21 protein-coding genes and 1 riboswitch are annotated in these 20,218 nt (G+C 53.6%); of the genes, 2 read left to right on the top strand and 19 right to left on the bottom strand.

Annotated features, from left to right (window positions below; translation table 11 throughout):
- Positions 1-81: 81 nt before the first annotated feature.
- A complete protein-coding gene (locus tag FHS18_RS06375) occupies positions 82-672 on the bottom strand; it encodes a CPBP family intramembrane glutamic endopeptidase (protein WP_183598132.1) in 591 nt (196 codons plus the stop codon).
- Between the two features lie 116 nt (positions 673-788).
- Between FHS18_RS06375 and FHS18_RS06370 the strand changes: the two genes are divergently transcribed.
- A complete protein-coding gene (locus FHS18_RS06370) occupies positions 789-1,712 on the top strand; it encodes a hypothetical protein (RefSeq protein ID WP_183598130.1) in 924 nt (307 codons plus the stop codon).
- A 14-nt stretch (positions 1,713-1,726) separates the two neighbouring features.
- On the opposite strand, the gene FHS18_RS06365 is transcribed toward FHS18_RS06370, so the two are convergent.
- Positions 1,727-2,047 carry a rhodanese-like domain-containing protein gene (locus FHS18_RS06365; RefSeq protein WP_183598128.1) on the bottom strand — a complete coding sequence of 107 codons (321 nt, stop codon included), beginning with the start codon at positions 2,045-2,047 and terminating at the stop codon, positions 1,727-1,729.
- Between the two features lie 359 nt (positions 2,048-2,406).
- Here FHS18_RS06365 and serA point away from each other — a divergent pair, with 359 nt between their 5' ends.
- Positions 2,407-3,999 carry a phosphoglycerate dehydrogenase gene (serA, locus tag FHS18_RS06360; protein WP_183598126.1) on the top strand — a complete coding sequence of 531 codons (1,593 nt, stop codon included), beginning with the start codon at positions 2,407-2,409 and terminating at the stop codon, positions 3,997-3,999.
- A 176-nt stretch (positions 4,000-4,175) separates the two neighbouring features.
- Here serA and FHS18_RS06355 read toward each other — a convergent pair whose 3' ends face one another.
- From FHS18_RS06355 to ribD, 17 genes are all read right to left on the bottom strand, one after another.
- Positions 4,176-5,609 carry a HAMP domain-containing sensor histidine kinase gene (locus tag FHS18_RS06355; RefSeq protein WP_183598124.1) on the bottom strand — a complete coding sequence of 478 codons (1,434 nt, stop codon included), beginning with the start codon at positions 5,607-5,609 and terminating at the stop codon, positions 4,176-4,178.
- Between the two features lie 11 nt (positions 5,610-5,620).
- Positions 5,621-6,337 carry a response regulator transcription factor gene (locus tag FHS18_RS06350; RefSeq protein WP_183598123.1) on the bottom strand — a complete coding sequence of 239 codons (717 nt, stop codon included), beginning with the start codon at positions 6,335-6,337 and terminating at the stop codon, positions 5,621-5,623.
- 27 nt (positions 6,338-6,364) lie between these two features.
- The gene (gene ccsB / locus FHS18_RS06345; RefSeq protein ID WP_183598121.1) at positions 6,365-7,630 is read right to left on the bottom strand and encodes a c-type cytochrome biogenesis protein CcsB; all 1,266 of its coding nucleotides are present in this window, start codon (positions 7,628-7,630) and stop codon (positions 6,365-6,367) included.
- Positions 7,627-9,291, bottom strand: coding sequence for a cytochrome c biogenesis protein ResB (gene resB / locus FHS18_RS06340; protein ID WP_183598119.1), 1,665 nt, complete (start codon positions 9,289-9,291; stop codon positions 7,627-7,629). The genes ccsB and resB overlap by 4 nt, the downstream gene beginning before the upstream one ends.
- Before the next feature lie 20 nt (positions 9,292-9,311).
- Complete coding sequence (locus FHS18_RS06335) at positions 9,312-9,848, bottom strand: redoxin domain-containing protein (protein WP_183598117.1); 537 nt, start codon at positions 9,846-9,848, stop codon at positions 9,312-9,314.
- 88 nt (positions 9,849-9,936) lie between these two features.
- Positions 9,937-10,677 (bottom strand): pseudouridine synthase, encoded by a 741-nt coding sequence (locus FHS18_RS06330; protein WP_183598695.1) that lies wholly within the window; start codon positions 10,675-10,677, stop codon positions 9,937-9,939.
- A gap of 141 nt (positions 10,678-10,818) precedes the next feature.
- Positions 10,819-11,352 (bottom strand): spore maturation protein, encoded by a 534-nt coding sequence (locus FHS18_RS06325; RefSeq protein WP_343060424.1) that lies wholly within the window; start codon positions 11,350-11,352, stop codon positions 10,819-10,821.
- Between the two features lie 7 nt (positions 11,353-11,359).
- Positions 11,360-12,067, bottom strand: a complete 708-nt coding sequence (locus tag FHS18_RS06320) for a nucleoside recognition domain-containing protein (protein WP_183598115.1) — start codon at positions 12,065-12,067, stop codon at positions 11,360-11,362.
- 3 nt (positions 12,068-12,070) lie between these two features.
- Complete coding sequence (locus FHS18_RS06315; RefSeq protein WP_183598113.1) at positions 12,071-13,249, bottom strand: D-alanyl-D-alanine carboxypeptidase family protein; 1,179 nt, start codon at positions 13,247-13,249, stop codon at positions 12,071-12,073.
- A 169-nt stretch (positions 13,250-13,418) separates the two neighbouring features.
- On the bottom strand, positions 13,419-13,913 hold the full coding sequence (ytfJ, locus tag FHS18_RS06310) for a GerW family sporulation protein (RefSeq protein WP_183598111.1): 495 nt from the start codon (positions 13,911-13,913) through the stop codon (positions 13,419-13,421).
- A 102-nt stretch (positions 13,914-14,015) separates the two neighbouring features.
- On the bottom strand, positions 14,016-14,717 hold the full coding sequence (locus FHS18_RS06305; protein ID WP_183598109.1) for a DUF2953 domain-containing protein: 702 nt from the start codon (positions 14,715-14,717) through the stop codon (positions 14,016-14,018).
- 77 nt (positions 14,718-14,794) lie between these two features.
- Positions 14,795-15,409 (bottom strand): SMC-Scp complex subunit ScpB, encoded by a 615-nt coding sequence (gene scpB / locus FHS18_RS06300; protein WP_183598107.1) that lies wholly within the window; start codon positions 15,407-15,409, stop codon positions 14,795-14,797.
- Positions 15,378-16,160 (bottom strand): segregation and condensation protein A, encoded by a 783-nt coding sequence (locus FHS18_RS06295; RefSeq protein ID WP_183598105.1) that lies wholly within the window; start codon positions 16,158-16,160, stop codon positions 15,378-15,380. Before FHS18_RS06295 ends, scpB begins: the two co-directional genes overlap by 32 nt.
- 50 nt (positions 16,161-16,210) lie before the next feature.
- Complete coding sequence (ribH, locus tag FHS18_RS06290; protein WP_183598103.1) at positions 16,211-16,681, bottom strand: 6,7-dimethyl-8-ribityllumazine synthase; 471 nt, start codon at positions 16,679-16,681, stop codon at positions 16,211-16,213.
- 48 nt (positions 16,682-16,729) lie between these two features.
- Positions 16,730-17,971, bottom strand: a complete 1,242-nt coding sequence (locus FHS18_RS06285) for a bifunctional 3,4-dihydroxy-2-butanone-4-phosphate synthase/GTP cyclohydrolase II (RefSeq protein WP_221401209.1) — start codon at positions 17,969-17,971, stop codon at positions 16,730-16,732.
- Between the two features lie 12 nt (positions 17,972-17,983).
- On the bottom strand, positions 17,984-18,667 hold the full coding sequence (ribE, locus tag FHS18_RS06280; RefSeq protein WP_183598101.1) for a riboflavin synthase: 684 nt from the start codon (positions 18,665-18,667) through the stop codon (positions 17,984-17,986).
- A gap of 43 nt (positions 18,668-18,710) precedes the next feature.
- Positions 18,711-19,814 carry a bifunctional diaminohydroxyphosphoribosylaminopyrimidine deaminase/5-amino-6-(5-phosphoribosylamino)uracil reductase RibD gene (ribD, locus tag FHS18_RS06275; protein WP_409348534.1) on the bottom strand — a complete coding sequence of 368 codons (1,104 nt, stop codon included), beginning with the start codon at positions 19,812-19,814 and terminating at the stop codon, positions 18,711-18,713.
- 146 nt (positions 19,815-19,960) lie between these two features.
- Positions 19,961-20,174: riboswitch (FMN riboswitch) on the bottom strand.
- Between the last annotated feature and the right edge of the window lie 44 nt (positions 20,175-20,218).

Raw genomic sequence — 20,218 nt, 5'->3', positions numbered from 1 at the left:
TTAGCGCCGGCTTTCCCCCGAGCCCGAACATTTCCCCCATCCAGTTTGCGGCTTCCGAATTTCTCTACCCTGCTCATACTTCTATTCCCTCCGGAACCTGATGATAAAGCCCATAATGGCGTCAATGAGGAAATGTGCAACGATTGGTGTCCACAATGTATCCGTGTATTCGTAAATCCAGCCGAGTCCGTAGCTTATGGAGAAGACAAGCCCGGTTGGAATCCAGTGCTTCAAATAGCGCACATGGATGGCAGCGAAAATGATGCTCGTCCAATAGGGGCCGATCGTAGCCTGAATGCCGCCGCGGAACAACGTCTCTTCGCAAACTGCGACAACAAACGACAACAATAGGATATGCCACCACGCCCGGTTTTTAAAAATCCGGTCATTAACTCCCCCATCATCATTGACTTCATCCGGCACAAAACGGGAAACGGCGAGGTCAACCAGCAATACGGCAGCCGCCAGCCCCGCTCCCCAGTACAAAAAGGAAAAATCTTTCGGGGCGGAAAATAATAAAATCGGGTTTCCCTTCTGAAAAAAAATCCATATGAGACCGATAATAAGTGTAACAGCTTGTGTAGCGTACAAATTAATAAGCAGCATCCGGTCATCGATCTCATCGATTGTGACTTTGCGCAGCTTAAATTTGCTCATGTCGAATTTTTTCATAGATTCCCGCCTGTCAACTAAGGTTCATATTTTCTTTTACATTGAATTCCCCTATACTAGTAGGACAATTGCTGCCGCGAATTTTGGCGAAAATTGGGAGAACGAAGGAGATTACCATGGAGAAACGACTAACCCGCACAGAACTTTTTTTCAGCCTCGGCTTCATCTTTATGCTCGTCGTAGCCGTGGGCGCCTTCTTCTATGGTGCCAAAATAGGTGCCGAACAGACCGAAGCCAAATATGTGGAAGAAAAAGCGCATTTGAGCGGCGCCCCCAGCGAACCAGGCTCATATCCGCAGCAGGATTTGGTCTCCTTCTATCATACTGTATTTTTACCTTATCGTGAATTTCAATCCGAATGGTATAAGACGATGGATAAGCTGGCGGCCGCTTCCTTGTCGGAACCTGCCTCTGCCTTGAAGGAACTTGCCTCCTTGGCCAAAGAGAACTACAAAAGGGCTTCGAGTTCTTCCATGCAAAGCTCTTCTCCGCTGCTGCAGCAGGCTCAGGTCGAGATGCTCAAGGGGATCAAGCTCCTTGGCGAAGCCGCAAGCCGCGCCTCTGTATCCTCTAAGGATCTGGCAGATGCCGAGTTGATGCGGGCACTCGTCAACGATTCCTTCTATAAGGAAGGCGTCGAACAAGTAACTGCTTCCCAGCTGGATTATTACAAATCCATGCTGAGGTGGAGCAACACCGTAAATTCCAAAATCCCGGCTACTTACGATCCGTCCGGCGTGCTTGGCATCGCACAGTGGAAAACGCTGTCCCTCACCGTCAAGAATAAGCTGATGGCTGACCAACTCAAAGCGCGCCAGCTGCTCACGCCTTATTACCCGCAAGATCTTACGACGGGAGTAGACGAGTATATCCTATCCGGTGAAGCGACCAAGATGAAGATGAAAACGGTCGATGCTGTCGTCGATTTGCTCGTGAATGCCAAAGCCATTCGGTCCGGGGATTTTATGAGCAGCAAATCCAGACTTTACGAGAAGGAAGTTCTGCCGCAGCTCCCATTCTTCTTCTCCGAAGAGAATTAATTCGCCTTACGGGTTCAGTCATAAGCAAAGCCTTGCAGATCGGCTATGGCAGCCATTCCGCCGGAAACATTGCGGAGGTTGTCATAGCCTTTTTCTTGCAGATAGTTACATACAACCGCACTTCGCACCCCGTGCGCGCATACAATATAGAGCGGCTTGTCCGTCCGCAGCAGATGAAGCTTCGATGGGATCTCGTTCATCGGCAGCAAGGTAGACTCTTCCAAATGATAGTAATCCCACTCATGCTTTTCTCGCACATCAATAATTTGCGTAGTCTCCAGCGCATCATTCGACAATAACGTTATAAATTCTCCAGGAGCGATCTCTTCCCACATCTTCACAAAACACCTCAGTTACAGCGACTTATTTGCCCTTGATTCTAACGAAATTTTCACAAATGGGCAAGTTTCGCCATTGATTTTATCCACAAGGTTGCTATAAAATAGTAAAGTCTAAAACAGTTACGGTGTACGCGAAATCGCACAATTCCGACAATGTCCGGAGCGATGCGACAAGCGGTAATGATAGAAGCGGATCACGATACAAGACTCTCGCCCGTTATGCAATCAGCGGCTAGCGAGGGTTTTTAGCATACGCGATTCCGTTGCACCCAAACCTCATACATCCTTGCTTTAAGCCTTTAATGCGGCATAATCAAGTATGCTATGGGAATAACGTTCAGGAGGCACTTCACATGTTCAAAGTTTTGGTCTCAGATCCAATCAGCGATCTCGGTATTCAACAGCTTGTGGAAGCAACCGATGTAGCTGTTGACAAGAAGCCTGGTCTTAGCGAGGACGAGCTTGTCGCCATCATCGGCGAGTACGACGCCCTTCTGGTGCGCAGCCAGACACGGGTTACCAAGCGCGTAATGGAAGCAGGCAAGCAGCTTAAAGTAGTCGGACGCGCTGGCGTTGGGGTAGACAACATTGATCTTAAAGCAGCAACTGAGCTTGGAATCATCGTTATTAATGCACCAGACGGCAATACCATTACAACATGTGAGCACACCTTTGCCATGATGATGGCTGTCGCGCGCCACATTCCGCAAGCTTACCTCAAGACGGTAGGCGGCGAATGGGATCGCAAATCTTTCGTGGGCGTTGAGCTCCGCACCAAAGTACTCGGCGTACTCGGTATGGGCCGGATCGGCAGCGAGGTTGCGAAGCGCGCCAAAGCATTCGGTATGGAAATCATGGGCTATGATCCATTCATGACCGAAGAGCGCGCAGAGCAGCTCGGTATTCGCCTCTCCACGGTTGACGAGATTGTACGCAATGCGGACTTCATGACCGTTCATACGCCGCTGACGCCTGAGACGCGCCACATGATCGGCAGCGCACAGTTCGAAGTGATGAAGAAGGGCATGCGGATCGTTAACTGTGCCCGCGGCGGCATCATCGACGAGAAGGCGCTTATCGAAGCGATCGATCAAGGCATCGTAGCCGGTGCAGCGTTTGACGTATTCGAGATCGAGCCTCCGGCAGCGGATCATCCATTCCTGAGCCACCCGAAAGTAATCGTCACTCCGCATCTCGGCGCATCTACGGTTGAAGCGCAAGAGAACGTTGCGATTGACGTGTCGGTACAGGTACTGAACATTCTGCGCGACAAGCCGTTCGTGAACGCGGTCAACATGCCGCCGATCCCGGCTAGCCTGCTTAAAGTGCTTCAGCCTTACTTCGGCCTTGGCGAGAAACTGGGCAGCTTCGTTGCTCAACTTACAGAAGGCGCAGTAGCCGAGATCGTAGTCAGCTACTCCGGCGAGCTTGCCGACGTTGATACCCAGCCGCTGACACGCTATATCGTACGCGGCGTTCTCGGACATCACCTCGGCATCGAGCAAGTGAACGTCGTTAACTCGATGCACTTGGCGAAAGAGCGCAACGTTAACATCGTCGTGAACAAATCGACTGCCTCCCGTGACTTCACGAACCTTGTTACGGTTACCCTTCGTTCGAAGAACGAAGAGCGTACGGTTGCCGGCACCATGCTGACAGGCTATGGTCCACGCATCGTACAGATCGACAAATACCCGGTTGACGTTGCTCCAGAAGGCAATCTGGTACTCGTCTCCCACAATGACAAACCAGGCATTATCGGTAAGATCGGTACACTGCTCGGCGACAACAATGTCAACATCGCAACGATGCAGGTTGGTCGTCAACTTGCAGGCGGCGCAGCGATCATGGTGCTGTCGGTTGACAAAGCAGCTCCGAAGGAACTGGTTGCTCAGATCGCCTCCTTGCCTGATTTGAATAATGCCAAAGAAATCACGCTTCGTTAATTTATAATTAGCACCGATCCCAGGGTCGGTGCTTTTTTCGTACCCACCTTCCCTCATTCTTCTCCAAGTAGAAATCATTTCGCGTAAATCCTGATGAAAATTGTTTCACGACCAACAAGATTAGTCGGCTTGCTTCAACAAAAAAAGCACACCGAGCCGGTGTGCTTAAACATTATCTATGTCGCTTCGACAGGAAGCAGCAGCGTGAACGTCGTCCCTTTGCCAACCTTACTGTCGGCCGTAATTCGACCGCGATGCGCTTCCATGATGTTCTTGACGATGGCAAGTCCAAGACCTGTGCCACCAGAGGAAGCGCCTCGTTTGCGGGCCTTATCCGCCTTGTAGAAACGCTCGAATATAAAGGGAAGGTCTTCGCTTGGAATGCCCTCGCCCTCATCCTCCACCTGAATCTGTACATAATGCTTGATCTCGATCTCCGTGTACCGCCCGGAGAGTCGGATCGAAGCACCGGTGGAAGTATGACGAAGCGCGTTATCGAGCAAGTTCGTAAGCACCTGCTCAAGGCGATCCTCGTCCCCTGCTCCAAGATGCAGTTCATCTTGCGCAAGCACCAGCTCAAGCGCGATGCCTCTTTCCTTGGCATAGACGTTGAACTTGCGATGCACTCGCTTCAGCAAGTCCGTCAGATCCAGCGAGACCGGGCTCATCTCAAGATGACCAGCCTCCATCCGGGCCAGATCGAGCAGATCCTTCACCAATCGTCCCATTCGGAGCGACTCATCATGGATAACCTGCGCCAGCTCCCGGCGTTCTTCCGGCGAACCGGCAATATCATCGAGCAGCGCCTCGCTATATCCTTGAAGCATGGAGAGCGGCGTCCGAATCTCATGCGAGACGTTCGCGACGAAGTCTCTGCGAAGCTTCTCAAGCTTAGTCTCCTCGGTGACATCACGCATAACCGCTACAGCGCCGCGAACAGCATCATTCGATTTAAGAGGCGCCATCACAATCGACCATGCGCCGCTCTGAACATGTACTTTGTCCGACATATCCCGGCCTTTGCGAAGGACGTTTCGGTAAATTTCGAAGATTGGAACCGGCACCTGGTTACGCATGCGGTACTTGCCCGTGGCATCCGCTGCCTCAGTCCAATCCATCGCATTCCACCGATCCAGCAGCTGCTGGCCAGGCGGATTGGACAAGATCACGTTCCCTTCCGCATCGAAGGTAACGACGGCATCTCCCATGCTGCGAAGCACGCTTGCCAGATGATCCTTCTCATGACTCAAATCCCGGATAAGCGTATCGAGTTCTTCCGCCATATGGTTAAACGTATCGGCCAGATCGCCGATCTCATCATTGGAACGGACCGGAACTCTCGTCCGATACTCTCCTTTCGCTATAAGATCCGCCGCTTTCTTCATTTGAATCAGCGGCTGCGTGATCTTCGTGGACAGGAAGAAAGCAAAGAACGTCGATAGCAAAAACCCGATAATACCCGTATAGACAAAGAGCACCTTCACCTGATGCGAATTCTCGAACTGCATATCGATATACTGCAACAGGAATCCGCCCAGAATGAGCAATACGACAGCGACAAGCGCGATGATTGTCATCCACAGCTTGCCGACGACACTACGCCATAACATGCCGAACATCGTTATTTTGGAACCTCGAGCTTGTAGCCGACGCCCCATACGGTCGTGATCATGGAAGCAGCGTCCGGAGACACCTTATTGAGCTTCTCGCGCAGCCGCTTCACATGCGTATCGACCGTACGGAGATCGCCGAAGAACTCGTAGTTCCATACATCCTTCAGCAGTTCTTCGCGCGAGAAGACCTTATCCGGCGAGATGGCCAAATAATGCAGCAGCTCGTATTCCTTCGGCGTCAGGCTAACCTCATGTCCGCCAGCCATGACACGGTGCGCGTCATGCTCGATAATGAGATGCGGGAATACGATATTGTTGCTCGTGAGCGTCTCCTTTGACAGGAACGCGGTTGCCGAGGAACGGCGCAGAATCGCCTTAACCCGGTAGATGACTTCGCGCGGGCTGAATGGCTTGACGACATAATCGTCCGCGCCAACCTCGAAGCCCTGTACGCGGTTCATCTCTTCCCCTTTGGCCGTCAGCATAATGACCGGGGTCGCCTTCACCTGACGAAGACGCGAGCAAACCTCGATGCCGTCGATACCGGGAAGCATAACGTCAAGCAGAATCAAATCAAAATCACGGCCGCTCGCGAGACGAAGCGCACTCTCCCCGTCCTCAGCCTCTTCGATGACGTAGCCTTCCTTCTCCAAGTACATTTTCAGTAATCTGCGGATACGTTCTTCATCGTCAACGACGAGAATACGATGCTGCTGTTCGGACATATGCGCTTCGACTCCTTATTCTTTCATTTAGACGCCTGCATAGGAGTGCAGACCGACAAGTACCAAGTTGACGCCGACGAGCGTGAACATGACCACGATAAAGCCGATAACGGCAAGCCATGCAGACTTCTCACCGTGCCAGCCGCGGGACAACCGCAGATGGAGATAAGCCGTATAGTAGAGCCATGTAATAAGTGCCCATACTTCCTTCGGATCCCAACCCCAGAATCGCGACCAAGCCTCATATGCCCAGATCATGGCGAATACGAGAGCTCCTAGCGTGAATAGCGGATACCCGATCGCGATCGTTCGGTAGCTGATCTCATCCAGATCATCGGGATCGATCCCTCTCGTAAACGGATGAAGCACGGCTCCAATCGGTTTGCGAAGGATGAGACGGATAATGGCATATACCACAAGCCCGGCAATGATAGACCATATAATCGTATTTAATTTGCGCGCGGCGTCTACGCCCTTCATCCAATGCGGTGTCTCGAATACGCCGTCCTTCAGACCGATGAAAGAGTCGATCTCTTGTACCTGGCTGTTGAATGGCTTAAAGATCGGAGGAAGGCTATACACCACTTCATCCGTCTCGGTATTATCAACGCCGGCATCCGTGATGGTGACGTTCTCTTGCACGAAGACCGCTTCATAACCCGCGGCGCGAAAACCGAATACACTTACCAGATACCCGATCATGATCACGCCGACGATCATGACAATCTCTACCCAACGTTGCGAGCGGCGTGCACGAGGGCTCTTCTCGCGGAAATCGACCACGCGCAGCAACTGCAGCAGCGCTGTTGCAAAGCCGACCGCGAAGAAAGCTTCGCCTAGCGCGGCGGTGGTAACGTGGATCTTCAGCCAATAGGATTGCAGCGCCGGGATAAGCGGCTGGACTTCTTGAGGGAAGACCATGGAATAAGCAACGATAATGACGATCAGCGGAAGCGTGAACAACCCGATAACCGCCTTGCGGTATATGGCATGAACGACCACGAATGCAAGCATGATCATCATCGCCAGGAAACTGATAAACTCATACATATTGCTGGTCGGGATATGCCCTCCGCCGATCCATCGGGTAAAGAAGAAGGCAACATGCGACACGAAGCCGAGCAATGATATGACGTACGAGATCCGTCCCCAACGCTTCATATACGCTTTCGGATCACGCTTGGTGTAGCGTGCCCCAGCGATCGTAATCCCGTACGAGATAAAACCTAAGCAGTATAAAAAGAACGCGACCAAATAAGCGTCGCTGCTGAAAGTCAGCAATGAAGAATTCAAGCGCGATTACCTCCGTTATCGAGCGACTTCGGCTCCACATCGATCCCGGTCTTCTTCAAGACCGAAGCGACATCGGCACGCATGCCGTGAAAGTTTTTGTTCGTATGAGCCCCAAGCAGGACGCGGCCCTCGTCGATTCGCAGCCAGATACGGCGGTGATGCCAGTACGAGCCGAGGAATACGCCGAAGATCCAAATCGCGGTCCCTGTCCATATATAAGGCATTGCCATCTCTGTCCGTATATTAAGTGTACTGACCGTTCCGGCGAAGGTTACGCCTTCCATTGAAGGCACCTTGATCTCGAACCGATTCGCCAGATCGCCGTTAATGGCATCCTGACTGAACTTTTCCTTATCGATCTGCCTTGGGAAATACATATACGGTTCGCCGTCCTCCGCCAATCCGGGTCCTTTCAACATAAAGATAAAGGCCGGTGCGTTAGGTTCGTCCGATTTGGTCCGGGGCTCGCCTTTCTCATCCATCGCAAAGTCCAAATACTTCGAGTGCAGCTCCAGCGTATAAGGCCCGAGCTCGTAATTCAGCTGCGGATTACGCATCGACAGCTCGAATGGCCCGTAGGTCTTGCCTGTTGTCTTATCCACCAAGACAGGCTTAACGGCCGCGAGCTTCGGCGTATCGTCGTATCCGAACTGATAGATCTTCAGTCCCCCGTAAGCCATGGGGTCATTCACGATAATTCCGTGTTGGCTTACTTCTTCAAGCACCGGTTCCTTGAGCGGATCATCGCAATCCGCCGTACATTCGTAGAGAATGGCATCCGTCTGATAAAGCTTAGGCCGAGGGATTCCTTTCAGCTCGTCCGGCAGCTCGTCATCCGCATAGTAGTCCAGCGTAAACTTCTCGTTCTTAAGATAATAGTTCGTCTCCGGGATCTGCAGCGTCTCGCCTTCCCGAATCGCCAAGTAGCTGTCCATCGCCCAGCCCGGAACAGATCGCAGCAGCACCGCCAGCAAGAACACGATCAAGCCGATATGATTGATGTAAGGTCCCCAGCGGCTGAACCGGTTCTTCTCGGCCAGCAGCGCAGTGCCTTCGCGCTTCACCTTGTAACGTTTGCGCTTCAGCTGCTGCTCCACTTCAGCGACCCACTCTTCAGCATCGCCAACAACGGCACCTTCATAAACCGTCCGCTGCCGTTTCAGGAACTGAACATGCTTGCGGACCTGCTGTTTGCTGAGCGCTTTGTAGAGCGGGAGCACCCGGTCCAGACTGCAGACGACGAGCGATGTGGCGATCATGACGATCAGCGTTGTGAACCACCAGGTTTCGTATGTATGCGAGAAGCCGAGCTCATAATAGAGCTTACCGATCCATCCGTATTTCTCTTCGTAATACGTGTCCGGGTCAAATGAAATGAAGGCGCTCTCTTGCGTGAAAATCGTCCCGATCATTGAAGCGATCAACGTAATTACGATCAGCCAGACAGCAATCTTCACCGAGGAGAAGAAATTCCATACCCGGTCAATGATACTCGGATTCGTCTTCTGCGACCGCCTTGCTGCGCCGTCATACCGCATCTCGAGCGGAGCCGTAGACGCAGCTTCAGCCTCCTCGAGCGGTTTGCCGCAGCTTTCGCACAGCACGGTGCCTACCGGATTCTGATGGCCGCATTCACATTTGGTATTCTGGAAAGATAGCAACAATAATCCTCCTTACGAAGTTAGGACTGCAGCAGTTTCGTGACGCGTTTGTCGATATCCTCCTCCGTCATACCGCCGACGAATATATCCATAATCGTACCGTCAGGCTTCACGAAGAACGTCGTCGGGAATGATTCTACGCCGTACTTGGCCATGATCTTACGGCCTTTGTCGTACAGCATCTCGTAGGTTAAGCCGTATTGCTGCACGAAGTTACGGACCGTCAAGCTATCCTCGCCCAGATTGATGCCGATAATCTCGAACGGCTTGCCCATACTTGTCCACTTCTCATATTGTCGCTGAAACTCCGGCGTCTCTATGACACAGGGCGGACAGAACGTTCCCCAAAAATTAATGACAAGCGCCTTGCCTTCATAATCGGACAGCTTATGCGCCTCTTGATCTTCTCCGAGCAGCGCAAATTCCGGCGGCTTCTCGCCAATCTTGGGCAAGCCACCGTCGTCAGATGCAAAAAGCGCCTTGCCGATCGCATATCCGCCGAGCAGCAAGACCCCAATCAAAATGACGATTTGTGTCGTTTTGCGGTATTTCCCCATCTATGCGTCACCGACCTTGCCTTGTTGAACTCGCTTGCAAATTTCATTATAACGAAAATGGGACGGCAGGTTGAATGCCGTCACTTCGCTATTTTTGAACTTTATGTGTCTTGAGGGCGATATCCTTCAGCTCCTGCACTTCTTTAGGCGTCAGATGCCGATACTTGCCGCGCTGCAGGTTCATAAGTCCCAATTCGCCGAAACGGATCCGCTTCAGGCGGGTTACCGGATGGGAGATTGCTTCGAACATACGCCTAACCTGGCGATTGCGGCCTTCGTAGATCGTAATCATGATCGTCGCTTGCTTCTTCTCGGGGTCGACGTCCTGGTACTCCACCTCTGCCGGCTGCGTCATGCCGTCCTCCAGTTTGATCCCCTTCTGCAGCTTCTCGAGCGCGGTACCGTGCGGAATGCCTTTAACCGTAGCCAAATACGTCTTCGGCACATGGTGGCTCGGATGCGTCAGCAAGTTCGCAAACTCGCCATCGTTCGTAAGCAGCAGCAAACCTTCCGTATCATAGTCCAGTCTTCCTACCGGATAGACGCGTTCCTTAATGCCCGGGAGAAAATCGGACACGATCTTGCGGCCCTGCGGATCGCTGGCACTCGTGATGACGCCTTTGGGCTTGTTCATCACTAAGTAAAGCTTCTGTTCATTGCGGATCGGACGCCCCTTAACCGTAATGACATCGACGGCCGGATCGGCTTTCACCCCGAGCGTAGTCACCGTCTCACCGTTAACCGCAACAACTCCGGACAGTATTAACTCTTCGCATTTGCGGCGTGAAGCAATGCCCGCCTGCGCCAATATTTTCTGTAATCGTTCCAATTCGTTCACCTCATCCTCCATCATACCCTAAAATCGACAAAGAAGAAAAGCGAAAGACAGCGAAAAAAAGCCCGCTTCTGTCGAAACGTTCGGTTATCCCGATCATTTCGCAGAAATGGGCTGTTCTTGAAGCTCCGGATATTAGCCGAATATGTATAAGCAGATAAAGATAGCAGCAAGAAAACCGACTAAATCCGAGAATAATCCTACCTTAAGCGCATAGCGGCTGCGTCGGATCCCGACTGCGCCGAAGTAAACGGTAAGCACGTATAGCGTTGTATCGGTACTGCCTTGTATCGTGGAAGCGATCCGTCCGATCATGGAGTCAGGTCCGTACGTCTTAATGAGCTCTGTCGTGAAAGCAAGCGAGCCCGCTCCGGTCAGTGGTCTTAGCAGTCCCAATGGGAGTACCTCGCTCGGAATGCCCAGTTGGTCGAATAACGGCCGGATTAGCCCGATCATCAAGTCCATCGCCCCAGATGCGCGAAACATGCTGATGGCCACCATCATACCGACGAGATGAGGAATGATGTTGATCGCGGTGCCGAAGCCGTCTTTCGCGCCTTCAAGGAAGGATTCGTAGACCGGCACTTTTTTGAAAGCGGCATAGAGTGGAATAAAAGCAATCATGAACGGGATGGTCCAGGCTGATATCGTCGTGATCCATGCGTACACGAGAACCTCACCCCTTCCCGCTTGCCGTTGGCAAAGCTGTAATGGAGGCGATTCCGTCACTAGCAGCCGAAGCGGATGAATCCGGCGGTGAAGCGCCGCGCTGAATGGTCTTGCCGATGCCGCCGCCGCTGATTGGCGGTTTGCTTCGCGATCGGTACCAACGGTCAGCAGCAATAGCCGCAACGGTAGCAACAGCCGTCGCTGCTAGCGTCGTCCCGACAATCTCGGCGGGATGCGCTGAGCCGTACGTCATGCGAATGGCGATCAACGTCGTGGGCACCAGCGTTATACTCGCCGTATTCAAGGCCAGCAGCGTGCACATGGCCGGCGTCGCCGTTTCCTTATCCGGGTTGAGCTTCTGCAGCTCCTGCATCGCCTTAATCCCCATCGGCGTAGCTGCATTACCGAGGCCAAGAATGTTCGCGCTCATGTTACTCATGATATAGCCGAGTGCCGGATGTCCTTTCGGAACATCAGGGAACAACATGCGCACGAGGGGCTGGAGTAAGGCAGCCAGCTTGTTCAGCAGGCCGCCGTCCTCAGCAATTCGCATAAGCCCGAGCCAGAACACCATCACGCTGATCAGGCCGAAGCTTACGGATACCCCGTTCTTGGCTCCATCGAAGGCCGCTTCGGTCAGCGCCTCCATGTTGCCGTTAATGGCTGCAGCCACGAAGCTCGCCGCAATGAAAAACAGCCATATCCAGTTTACCATCTTCTATGCCCCCATTCCTCCAAACAACGTTTTTAGCACCCGTGTAAGCGAATGGCGCAGCGAATACGCCCATGGTCTAGCCGTGCGATCCGCGGTTTCCTCCGTTGCCCATGCAGGTCGTTCGGGCAATGACAATCTTGATCCCATGACGTCATAGACCGGCGTTACGGCAATCGGCTTCCCGTTCATGGACCACTCCAGCTTGCCCCGCTCGCCAAGCGAGTACGAGATGGAAGCCGGATCAATAAGGTTGAGCTTCGTGGATAAGGCGCCTTGCTCGTTCTTTGCTAGCGGATACCGTACGGTCCTGCCTGCCGCAAGCAAGTAGCCATCGACCAACTGCCCCTTGTAGGCAAGTTCCGTAAGCGGAAAATTCGCAAAGCCCCAATCGAACAGTTTCGCATGATCCGCCCAGTCGCTGCGATCGCTCAGCGTAACCGCTGCAAGCTGTTGATCATTCCGCGTAGCCGAGCTGACCAGACAACGGAGCGCCGCCTTCGTATAGCCTGTCTTGACGCCGTCTGCTCCGTCATACATCCGAAGCATTTTGTTCTTGTTCACCCACTGGTAATCGCGCCCTTCCACCCGCTTGCCCGGCGTCTTCACGATTTCTTTGAATACGGGATTGTGCATCGCGTACGCCGTAAGCTTGGCCAAATCATTGGCAGAGGAATAATGCCCTTTCGCGTCAAGTCCGCTCGGATTCATGAAGTGGCTGTTCGTCAAGCCGAGCTCCTTCGCTTTTTCGTTCATCAGATAGACGAAACCTTCTTCGGACCCTCCGACATGCTCAGCAATAGCGGTTGCCGCATCGTTACCCGATCGCAGCATCAAGCCGTACAGCATATCTTTCAGGCTCATCTGCTCTCCCAGCTTCAAATAGATCGATGAGCCTTCCTTGCCAGCCGCCCGTTTACTCGTCTTGACCATATCAGCCAGCTTCCCGTGCTCAATCGCCACGATCGCCGTCATGATCTTGGTTAAGCTCGCAATTAACATAGGCTTGTCGCCGTCTTCGCTGTACAGGATGCGGCCGGATTCTACATCAATTAAGGACGTTGCTTGGGCATTCGTATAGATCGATGGCGCCGCGTCTGCCTTGTGTGCCGGAACGACCGTCATGGCCGAGCATGCCATCACAAGAATACCTGCGAGCCAAGTACGTGTACGGTGTGGCCTCATACAAACGTAATCCTCCTTGTATTCCTCGGGCAGGTTAGCCCTACATTGGTCTTGTACATTATATGAGCGTGGGACGAGGTTATGTCGCTAACGATTCTTTAAGTCTATAAATAAGAAAACTGCTCCATGCGAGCAGTTTTCCTGGAAGACCAGATTTTAACGCATCGGCTTAGATGATATGGCCGTCCGTCGTATTGATCGTGTCGATATAGACAGCACTGGCCTGTTCATCGTGCTGATTGCCGTTCTTTTTGAACATCCCTTGAAGCTTCTCGAATACTTGCGGCGCGGACTCGATAACGCGCTCCACCAGATGAGTCTGGCTATCGAGCGGAACGACGCGAACGCCTTGTGTGCCTACAACCAGGAATGCGATCGGAGTGATCGATACGCCGCCGCCGCTGCCGCCGCCAAAAGGCATGCTGACAAGGGCATTATGCGCATCATTGTTGGATGCGGCATTTCCCGAAGCCTGATCGGCCATATTGCCCAATCGGATGTCGCTGCCCCCGGCAACGAAGCCGAAGCCTACTTTGCTTATAGGCATAATAACGCTGCCGTCAGGCGTCTGTACCGGGTCGCCAACGATCGTATTGACGTCGACCATTTCCTTGATGTTCTCCATGGCCGTTTGCATTAACCCTTGTATCGGATGCTCGTTCATTGCTGCTTGGCCCTCCTCTTGGCTGCTTATCATTCATGTTTTCTGCCACATTCAGTTTACCCTTGAGCGAATCATTCTATGTGGCTGCCGGGGACAGTCCGGTTACGCCCTCATCAGAATTCGCTGCCAGCCGACAAGACCGCGGAGAATCCCGCGCGCTTTGCGCATCCGGTACAGCAGATGAACGCCGGCAAAAATCGCGTAACCCAGGCGGATATGCGCGGAGAAATGCCACTCCGTCGAGAAATGCGCTTTGGCATACACCGGTTCAACGGTCACTTTAGGCTCCGTCTTCAGACGAATCAGCTGCGATATAACGCCGATCGCGGTTGTTTTGACCGTCCACGCCATGCCCGTCAGCATAGCCGTCCACATTGCATCGCCTGTGCCCACGGCAGAACGCCAGCGCCAATCGGTCAGATGGACGTGATTCAGCGTGATTCGGACCCAACCTAACAGCTGATCCGTCTGCTGCAGCAGCACGCGCATCCAATCGATCTGCTTGATAATCGTTTCCTTATCGACCTTTTCTTTGGAAATCTGCTCGCTGTCGCCTCCCATGTTCGTGGAGGTCTTCTCCTGTTTCATCTCCACGCCTTTGCTCAAGCTTGTGAAGCGCATAATAGGCAGCTCCCAATGGTAATTCACGAGGCCCATCAGACCTCGGATACGCAGCTCGACATGATCATCTTCGCCAATGCGGCTAACGATGCCTCGCACGACAAGCCGTGACAGGAGCACAGCGGTCAGCAGCAAAAAAAAGAGACCTGCCGCGATCCAACCACCGAACGGGTAACCCAGCATGGGTCATCTCCCCCATTTCTGTTAAGTTCAGTGATAGTATGGATCTTACGAACAAATCTCATGTTTGGCATTTGGTGCTATTCTTTGTTATGCCCCGGTGGCAGCTCTTCGATCGTCATCTGACGCCCCTCGAGCTTCTCGAACAACAGCTGGGTCTGCTCATCCAGCGCGTCATCGTCAACGGCTGACGGTTCGGGCAGCGATTCCAAGCTTGGCAGTGAAAAATAGTCGAGGAACGACTTCGTCGTCCCGTACAGAATCGGCCTGCCGATCGCTTCCGCGCGGCCGACTTCCTCGATCAGATCCTTCGCCATTAACGTCTGGAGCGCCCGATCGCTCTTCACGCCGCGAATCTCTTCGATGTCGATCCGCGTAATGGGCTGGCGGTAGGCGATGATTGACAGCGTCTCCAGCGACGCTTGCGAAAGGCTGGATCTTGTCGGGGAATACGCCATCCGTTCAAAAAACGGCGCGTGATCCGGGTTGGTCGTGAGCCGGAAAGCGCCTGCAACGAGCGAGACTAGGATGCCGCGCTTATTCTTCTTCATTTCGCTCATCAGGTCTTTGGCGATATCGTGCGCAACGGCGGTGTCAGTCTGCAGAATGTCAGCCAGCTGCTTGGCGGTCAATCCTTCGTCTCCTGCCATGAACAGCAAGCCTTCAGTAACTGTCTTCAATTTCGAGTAATCCACTTTCTGCCGCTTCCCCTCTCCAATGTATCACGATATCGTCAAACAACTGATGCTGGAAGCAACGGATATGCTTCATCTTCATCAATTCCAGCAGCGCCAGGAAGGTGACGACAATCTCGTGCCGGCTCATCTCGGTCTTGATCAGCTTGGAGAACCGGACCGTCTCGAACTCGCGCAGCACCTGGACGATGTCACGAATCCGGTCTTTGACGGATACCTCATCGCGATGGACGGTAGCTACCACATTCCGCCGCGTCGCCTTACGGAGCGCACGCTGGAATGCCTTGATCAGATCGCCTACATGCAATCCTTTGACCGGATTCTCCGGAATAACCGGCATGTATGGCGTCAGGTCTTCGGGTTCTTTGGTATAGACCAAGCTGCGCTCGAATTCCATATCCCGAAGCTGCTCGGCAATCTGCTTGTACTTGCGGTATTCCACCAGCTTGGCGATGAGCTCATCGCGAGGATCGAGCCCGCTGTCGTCCTCCCAATAATCATACTCCTCTTCAATGATCGGAGGCTTAGGCAGCAGCTGCTTGCTCTTAATCGACAGGAGGGTGGCGGCCATGACGAGAAACTCGCTGGTCACTTCAAGCTCCAGCTCCTGCATTGCATTCAGATAGTCCATATATTGATCCGTAATTTCGCTGATGGACACCTCGTGAATGTCGATCTCCGCCTTATCGATCAGGTGAAGAAGCAGGTCAAGCGGACCTTCAAAAGATTCCAGTTTGTACGTAACCGACATGGTGTTGCCTTCCTCCCGATAATGCTTCTATTACGCTTGAATGAAGTGCATTAGCCCTTCAAAGATTTAGTCAGGTTCGCCATCTCGATCGCGCTGATCGCCGACTCGTACCCTTTGTTGCCCGCTTTCGTACCGGCACGCTCAACCGCCTGCTCGATGGAGTCCGTCGTCAGAACGCCGAAGATCGACGGAACGCCAGTCTTCAAGGCAACGGCCGCAACACCTTTCGCCGCTTCATTGCAGACGAAGTCAAAGTGCGGCGTTGACCCCCGAATAACCGCGCCAAGCGTAATGACGGCGTCGTAGTTGCCGGATTCGGCCATCTTCTGCGCGATAAGCGGAATTTCGAATGCGCCTGGCACCCAAGCGATCTCGACTTCGTCATCATTGACGCCATGACGCTTCAGGCCATCCAGCGCCCCGCTGAGCAGCTTGCTGACGATAAATTCGTTGAAACGGCCGACTACGATCCCGTAGCGCAGTCCTTGCGAAACTAAATGTCCTTCGAATACATGTGGCATGTGAATATCCCCTTTTCGATTATGTACTTGCTTGTGTACGGCGGGTGCTTATATTTCAAACTCGAGCAAATGGCCGAGCTTCGATTTCTTCGCTTGCAAATATGGCTCGTTCGTCGCGTTGGCTTCCATCTGAATCGGCACGCGTTCGACGACCTCGATGCCGTAGCCTTCAAGGCCGCGGATCTTCCGCGGGTTGTTCGTCAACAGCCGCATCTGGGTGATGCCGAGATCTTTCAGAATCTGCGCGCCAATCCCGTAATCGCGGAGATCAGGCGCAAAACCCAATTTAATATTCGCGTCGACGGTGTCTAATCCCTGCTCTTGGAGCGAATAGGCCTTTAATTTATTAATCAAACCGATGCCGCGGCCTTCCTGCCGCATATACAGCAGCACTCCGCTGCCTTCCGCTTCAATCTGGGACAGCGCGGCGGCAAGCTGCGGTCCGCAATCGCAGCGGTGCGAATGGAACACATCGCCGGTCAAGCATTCCGAGTGCACGCGGACAAGCGTTGGACGCGCAGGATCGATCTCGCCTTTGACCAGCGCGACATGCTCCTTGCTGTCCACTTCGTTCGTATAGGCGATCGCCCGGAAGTCGCCATAGTCGGTAGGCAGCTTGACATCGACCGCACGCTGAACGAGTTTCTCCTTGGCGTTCCGGTATTGGATCATCATCTCGATCGAGATCAGCTTCAGGCCATGCTGGCGCTTGAACTCCACCAGATCCATCAGTCTTGCCATTGTACCGTCTTCCTTAATAATTTCGCAAATGACGCCGGCCGGCGCGCTGCCGCACATTCGCGCCAAATCAATCGCCGCTTCGGTATGCCCTGCTCTGCGAAGTACGCCGCCGTTCTTCGCGATTAACGGGAAGATATGGCCGGGCCGGCGAAAATCGGACGCCTTGCAGCTCGGATCGATCAACCCTTTAATCGTCTCGGACCGTTCGAAAGCGGAGATGCCCGTGGATGTCGTCACATGGTCGACCGACACCGTGAACGCCGTACCGTGGTAATCGGTATTATGCGTGACCATCGGCGGCAGGTCAAGCTCTTCGGCCCGCTCCTGCGTAATCGGCACGCACACCAGCCCGCGCGCTTCCGTGATCATGAAGTTGATGACTTCCGGCGTCGTCTTGTCCGCGAGCGCGATCAAGTCACCTTCGTTCTCCCGGTCCTCGTCGTCAACGACGATGATGGCCTTACCCTGCTTGAGATCCTCCAGAGCCTCTTCGATCGAATCGAAAATTCCCTCGAGCGATGCTTCCAGTCTTGTATCCTGCTCGTTCATCTTGTTCCCTCCTTAGAAAAAGCCATTGTCCGCCAGAAACGCGGCCGTAACTCCGCCGCCGCTGCGCGAACGGCCGTCATTCGGCTGCTCCTCCCGTGGAACTCTCGGTTCATGAAGCAGATGGTCGATATATTTGCCCAGCACGTCGGTCTCGATGTTAATGACGCTGCCGGGCTGTTTGCCTTGAAGGGCGGTTTCCTTCAAGGTGTGCGGAATGATGGACACCGAGAACGCGTGCGGGTCCCTGCTGACGACCGTAAGGCTGATGCCGTCCAGCGTCACGGAGCCCTGTGCAATAACATACCTCATCAGCGCCGAATCATGTGGACGGATCGTGAATACGACCGCATTCGCGTCGTGCGTCCGGGACTCGATGGTCCCCGTGCCGTCGGCGTGGCCCTGCACGATATGGCCGCCGAAGCGCTGGCCGACTTGCATGGCTCGCTCGAGATTGACTTTCTCTCCGGGCCGCGTATCCTTCAAATTCGTATGGCGAAACGTCTGCGGCATCACGTCTACCGTAAAGGACGAACGGTTGAATTCCGTAACCGTCAGACATACGCCATTGACGGCAATGCTGTCACCGAGCGCCACCCCTTCAAGCACGCGGGACGCTTCGATGGTCAATAGCATCGCTTCTCCTTGCTGGTAAGCGCGGCGCAGCGCGCCTACCTCCTCAATCAATCCAGTGAACATGTCGCATACCCTCCTAGTCTGCAGCCTTCAGCGAGACTAGTCGCTATCGCCCTGCAGGATAACCGGTCAAGCAGAAGTCATCGCCAACCTGTTCCATAGTAACGCCCGTAAGCTGGATCGCGTCGGCCATCTTCCCGAATCCGCCGAACGAAAAAGCGCCGGGGGCATTATCTCCGCCGATGAGCTTCGGTGCGATGAACAGCATGATTTTATCCACCAGCCCAAGCTCTAGCATGGCCCCGTTAAGCTTCCCGCCGCCTTCCAGCAGAATCGAACCGATCTCTTCCTCGCCCAACTGCTTCATGGCTAGCGTAAGATCGACCTGCTCGCCATTGCCGCAAGTAATAACCTTCGCCCCTTGCGCTTCGAGCGCAGCCCGTTTATTAGGATCTGCCCCTTCCACGGTCAGTATGATGATCGGCACTTCCCGGTTGTGGAACAGCCGCGCTTCAGGAGACAGACGAAGCTTCGAATCGACGATAATCCGGGTAGGATGCAGTGCCGGAACGCTCAGCCGGGTCGTCAACTCCGGGTCATCCGCTAGCGCCGTCTGCACGCCGACCATAATGCCCATATGCTGATGCCGAAGGGTATGGACGTGCTCGCGTGCCGCCGGACCGCTCACGTAACGGCTGTCGCCGGTCTTGGCTGCAATCTTGCCATCGAGCGTCATCGCCGTCTTAAGCGTGATATATGGCTGCCGGGTCGTAATGAACTTGTTGAACTTCTCGTTCATTTGCAGCGAGACGTCGCCGAGAAGACCTACATCGACTTCAATGCCCGCTTCGCGCAGACGAGAGATGCCCCTTCCTGCGACCATCGGATTCGGATCGGTGCAGGCCACCACGACACGGGCAACCTTAGCGTCGATCAAGCGTTCGCAGCAAGGAGGCGTCTTGCCATGATGACTGCAGGGCTCAAGCGTCACATAAGCTGTGGAGCCTTCTGCTTCTTCACCTGCCATCCGCAGCGCATGTACTTCAGCATGGCCTTCGCCGCGCTTCAGATGCGCGCCCAAGCCGATAATTCGGCCTTCCTTCACAATGACGCAGCCGACCACGGGATTAATATCCGTCTGGCCGCTAGCTTTCTTGGCCATGTCGATGGCTAGCTGCATATAGTAACCATCATTGATAATTGCTTCCAAATAAAAACACCCCTATCCGCATAAATGCCGACGGGGTGATGGTGATCAAACGATGAGGAACAGCTCAAATACACATCCGAATAAACCCTTCTTACTTGTGAAAAAAGGTACAAGTAATCCAGGAAACAGGAATCCGATTTCGCTGCCGTCGCCTTCTCCCATCCAGACTTTACTGTCGGTCCCGGATTCACACCGGGTCCACCGTTCTTGCGGCATTAGCTTCAGTCGTTCGACGAGAAGAAGCCAGCAAGCACGGGTCACGGACTGACAAGCACTTCATTAATGACGCCTTGCGAAAGGTAGTCAATGGAAGCCTTGATCACCGCCGGTTGGGAATTTCACCCTACCCCGAAGGTTAGCTGCAAATACTTTGACAAAAATGTTACCACTCGGCTCTGAAAAAA

Origin of the sequence: Paenibacillus phyllosphaerae (assembly GCF_014192105.1) — a bacterium.
GTDB classification, from domain to species: Bacteria; Bacillota; Bacilli; order Paenibacillales; family Paenibacillaceae; genus Paenibacillus_Z; species Paenibacillus_Z phyllosphaerae.
Note: the sequence above shows the minus strand (reverse complement) of the source record. Positions and strands in the feature narration are given on the sequence as shown.

Coding starts and splice junctions, on each gene's coding strand:
- FHS18_RS06375 (WP_183598132.1), bottom strand. CDS start 672: ATGAAAAAATTCGACATGAGCAAATTTAAGCTGCGCAAAGTCACAATC.
- FHS18_RS06370 (WP_183598130.1), top strand. CDS start 789: ATGGAGAAACGACTAACCCGCACAGAACTTTTTTTCAGCCTCGGCTTC.
- FHS18_RS06365 (WP_183598128.1), bottom strand. CDS start 2,047: ATGTGGGAAGAGATCGCTCCTGGAGAATTTATAACGTTATTGTCGAAT.
- serA (WP_183598126.1), top strand. CDS start 2,407: ATGTTCAAAGTTTTGGTCTCAGATCCAATCAGCGATCTCGGTATTCAA.
- FHS18_RS06355 (WP_183598124.1), bottom strand. CDS start 5,609: ATGTTATGGCGTAGTGTCGTCGGCAAGCTGTGGATGACAATCATCGCG.
- FHS18_RS06350 (WP_183598123.1), bottom strand. CDS start 6,337: ATGTCCGAACAGCAGCATCGTATTCTCGTCGTTGACGATGAAGAACGT.
- FHS18_RS06335 (WP_183598117.1), bottom strand. CDS start 9,848: ATGGGGAAATACCGCAAAACGACACAAATCGTCATTTTGATTGGGGTC.
- FHS18_RS06320 (WP_183598115.1), bottom strand. CDS start 12,067: ATGGTAAACTGGATATGGCTGTTTTTCATTGCGGCGAGCTTCGTGGCT.
- FHS18_RS06315 (WP_183598113.1), bottom strand. CDS start 13,249: ATGAGGCCACACCGTACACGTACTTGGCTCGCAGGTATTCTTGTGATG.
- ytfJ (WP_183598111.1), bottom strand. CDS start 13,913: ATGAACGAGCATCCGATACAAGGGTTAATGCAAACGGCCATGGAGAAC.
- FHS18_RS06305 (WP_183598109.1), bottom strand. CDS start 14,717: ATGCTGGGTTACCCGTTCGGTGGTTGGATCGCGGCAGGTCTCTTTTTT.
- FHS18_RS06295 (WP_183598105.1), bottom strand. CDS start 16,160: ATGTCGGTTACGTACAAACTGGAATCTTTTGAAGGTCCGCTTGACCTG.
- ribH (WP_183598103.1), bottom strand. CDS start 16,681: ATGCCACATGTATTCGAAGGACATTTAGTTTCGCAAGGACTGCGCTAC.
- FHS18_RS06285 (WP_221401209.1), bottom strand. CDS start 17,971: ATGAACGAGCAGGATACAAGACTGGAAGCATCGCTCGAGGGAATTTTC.
- ribE (WP_183598101.1), bottom strand. CDS start 18,667: ATGTTCACTGGATTGATTGAGGAGGTAGGCGCGCTGCGCCGCGCTTAC.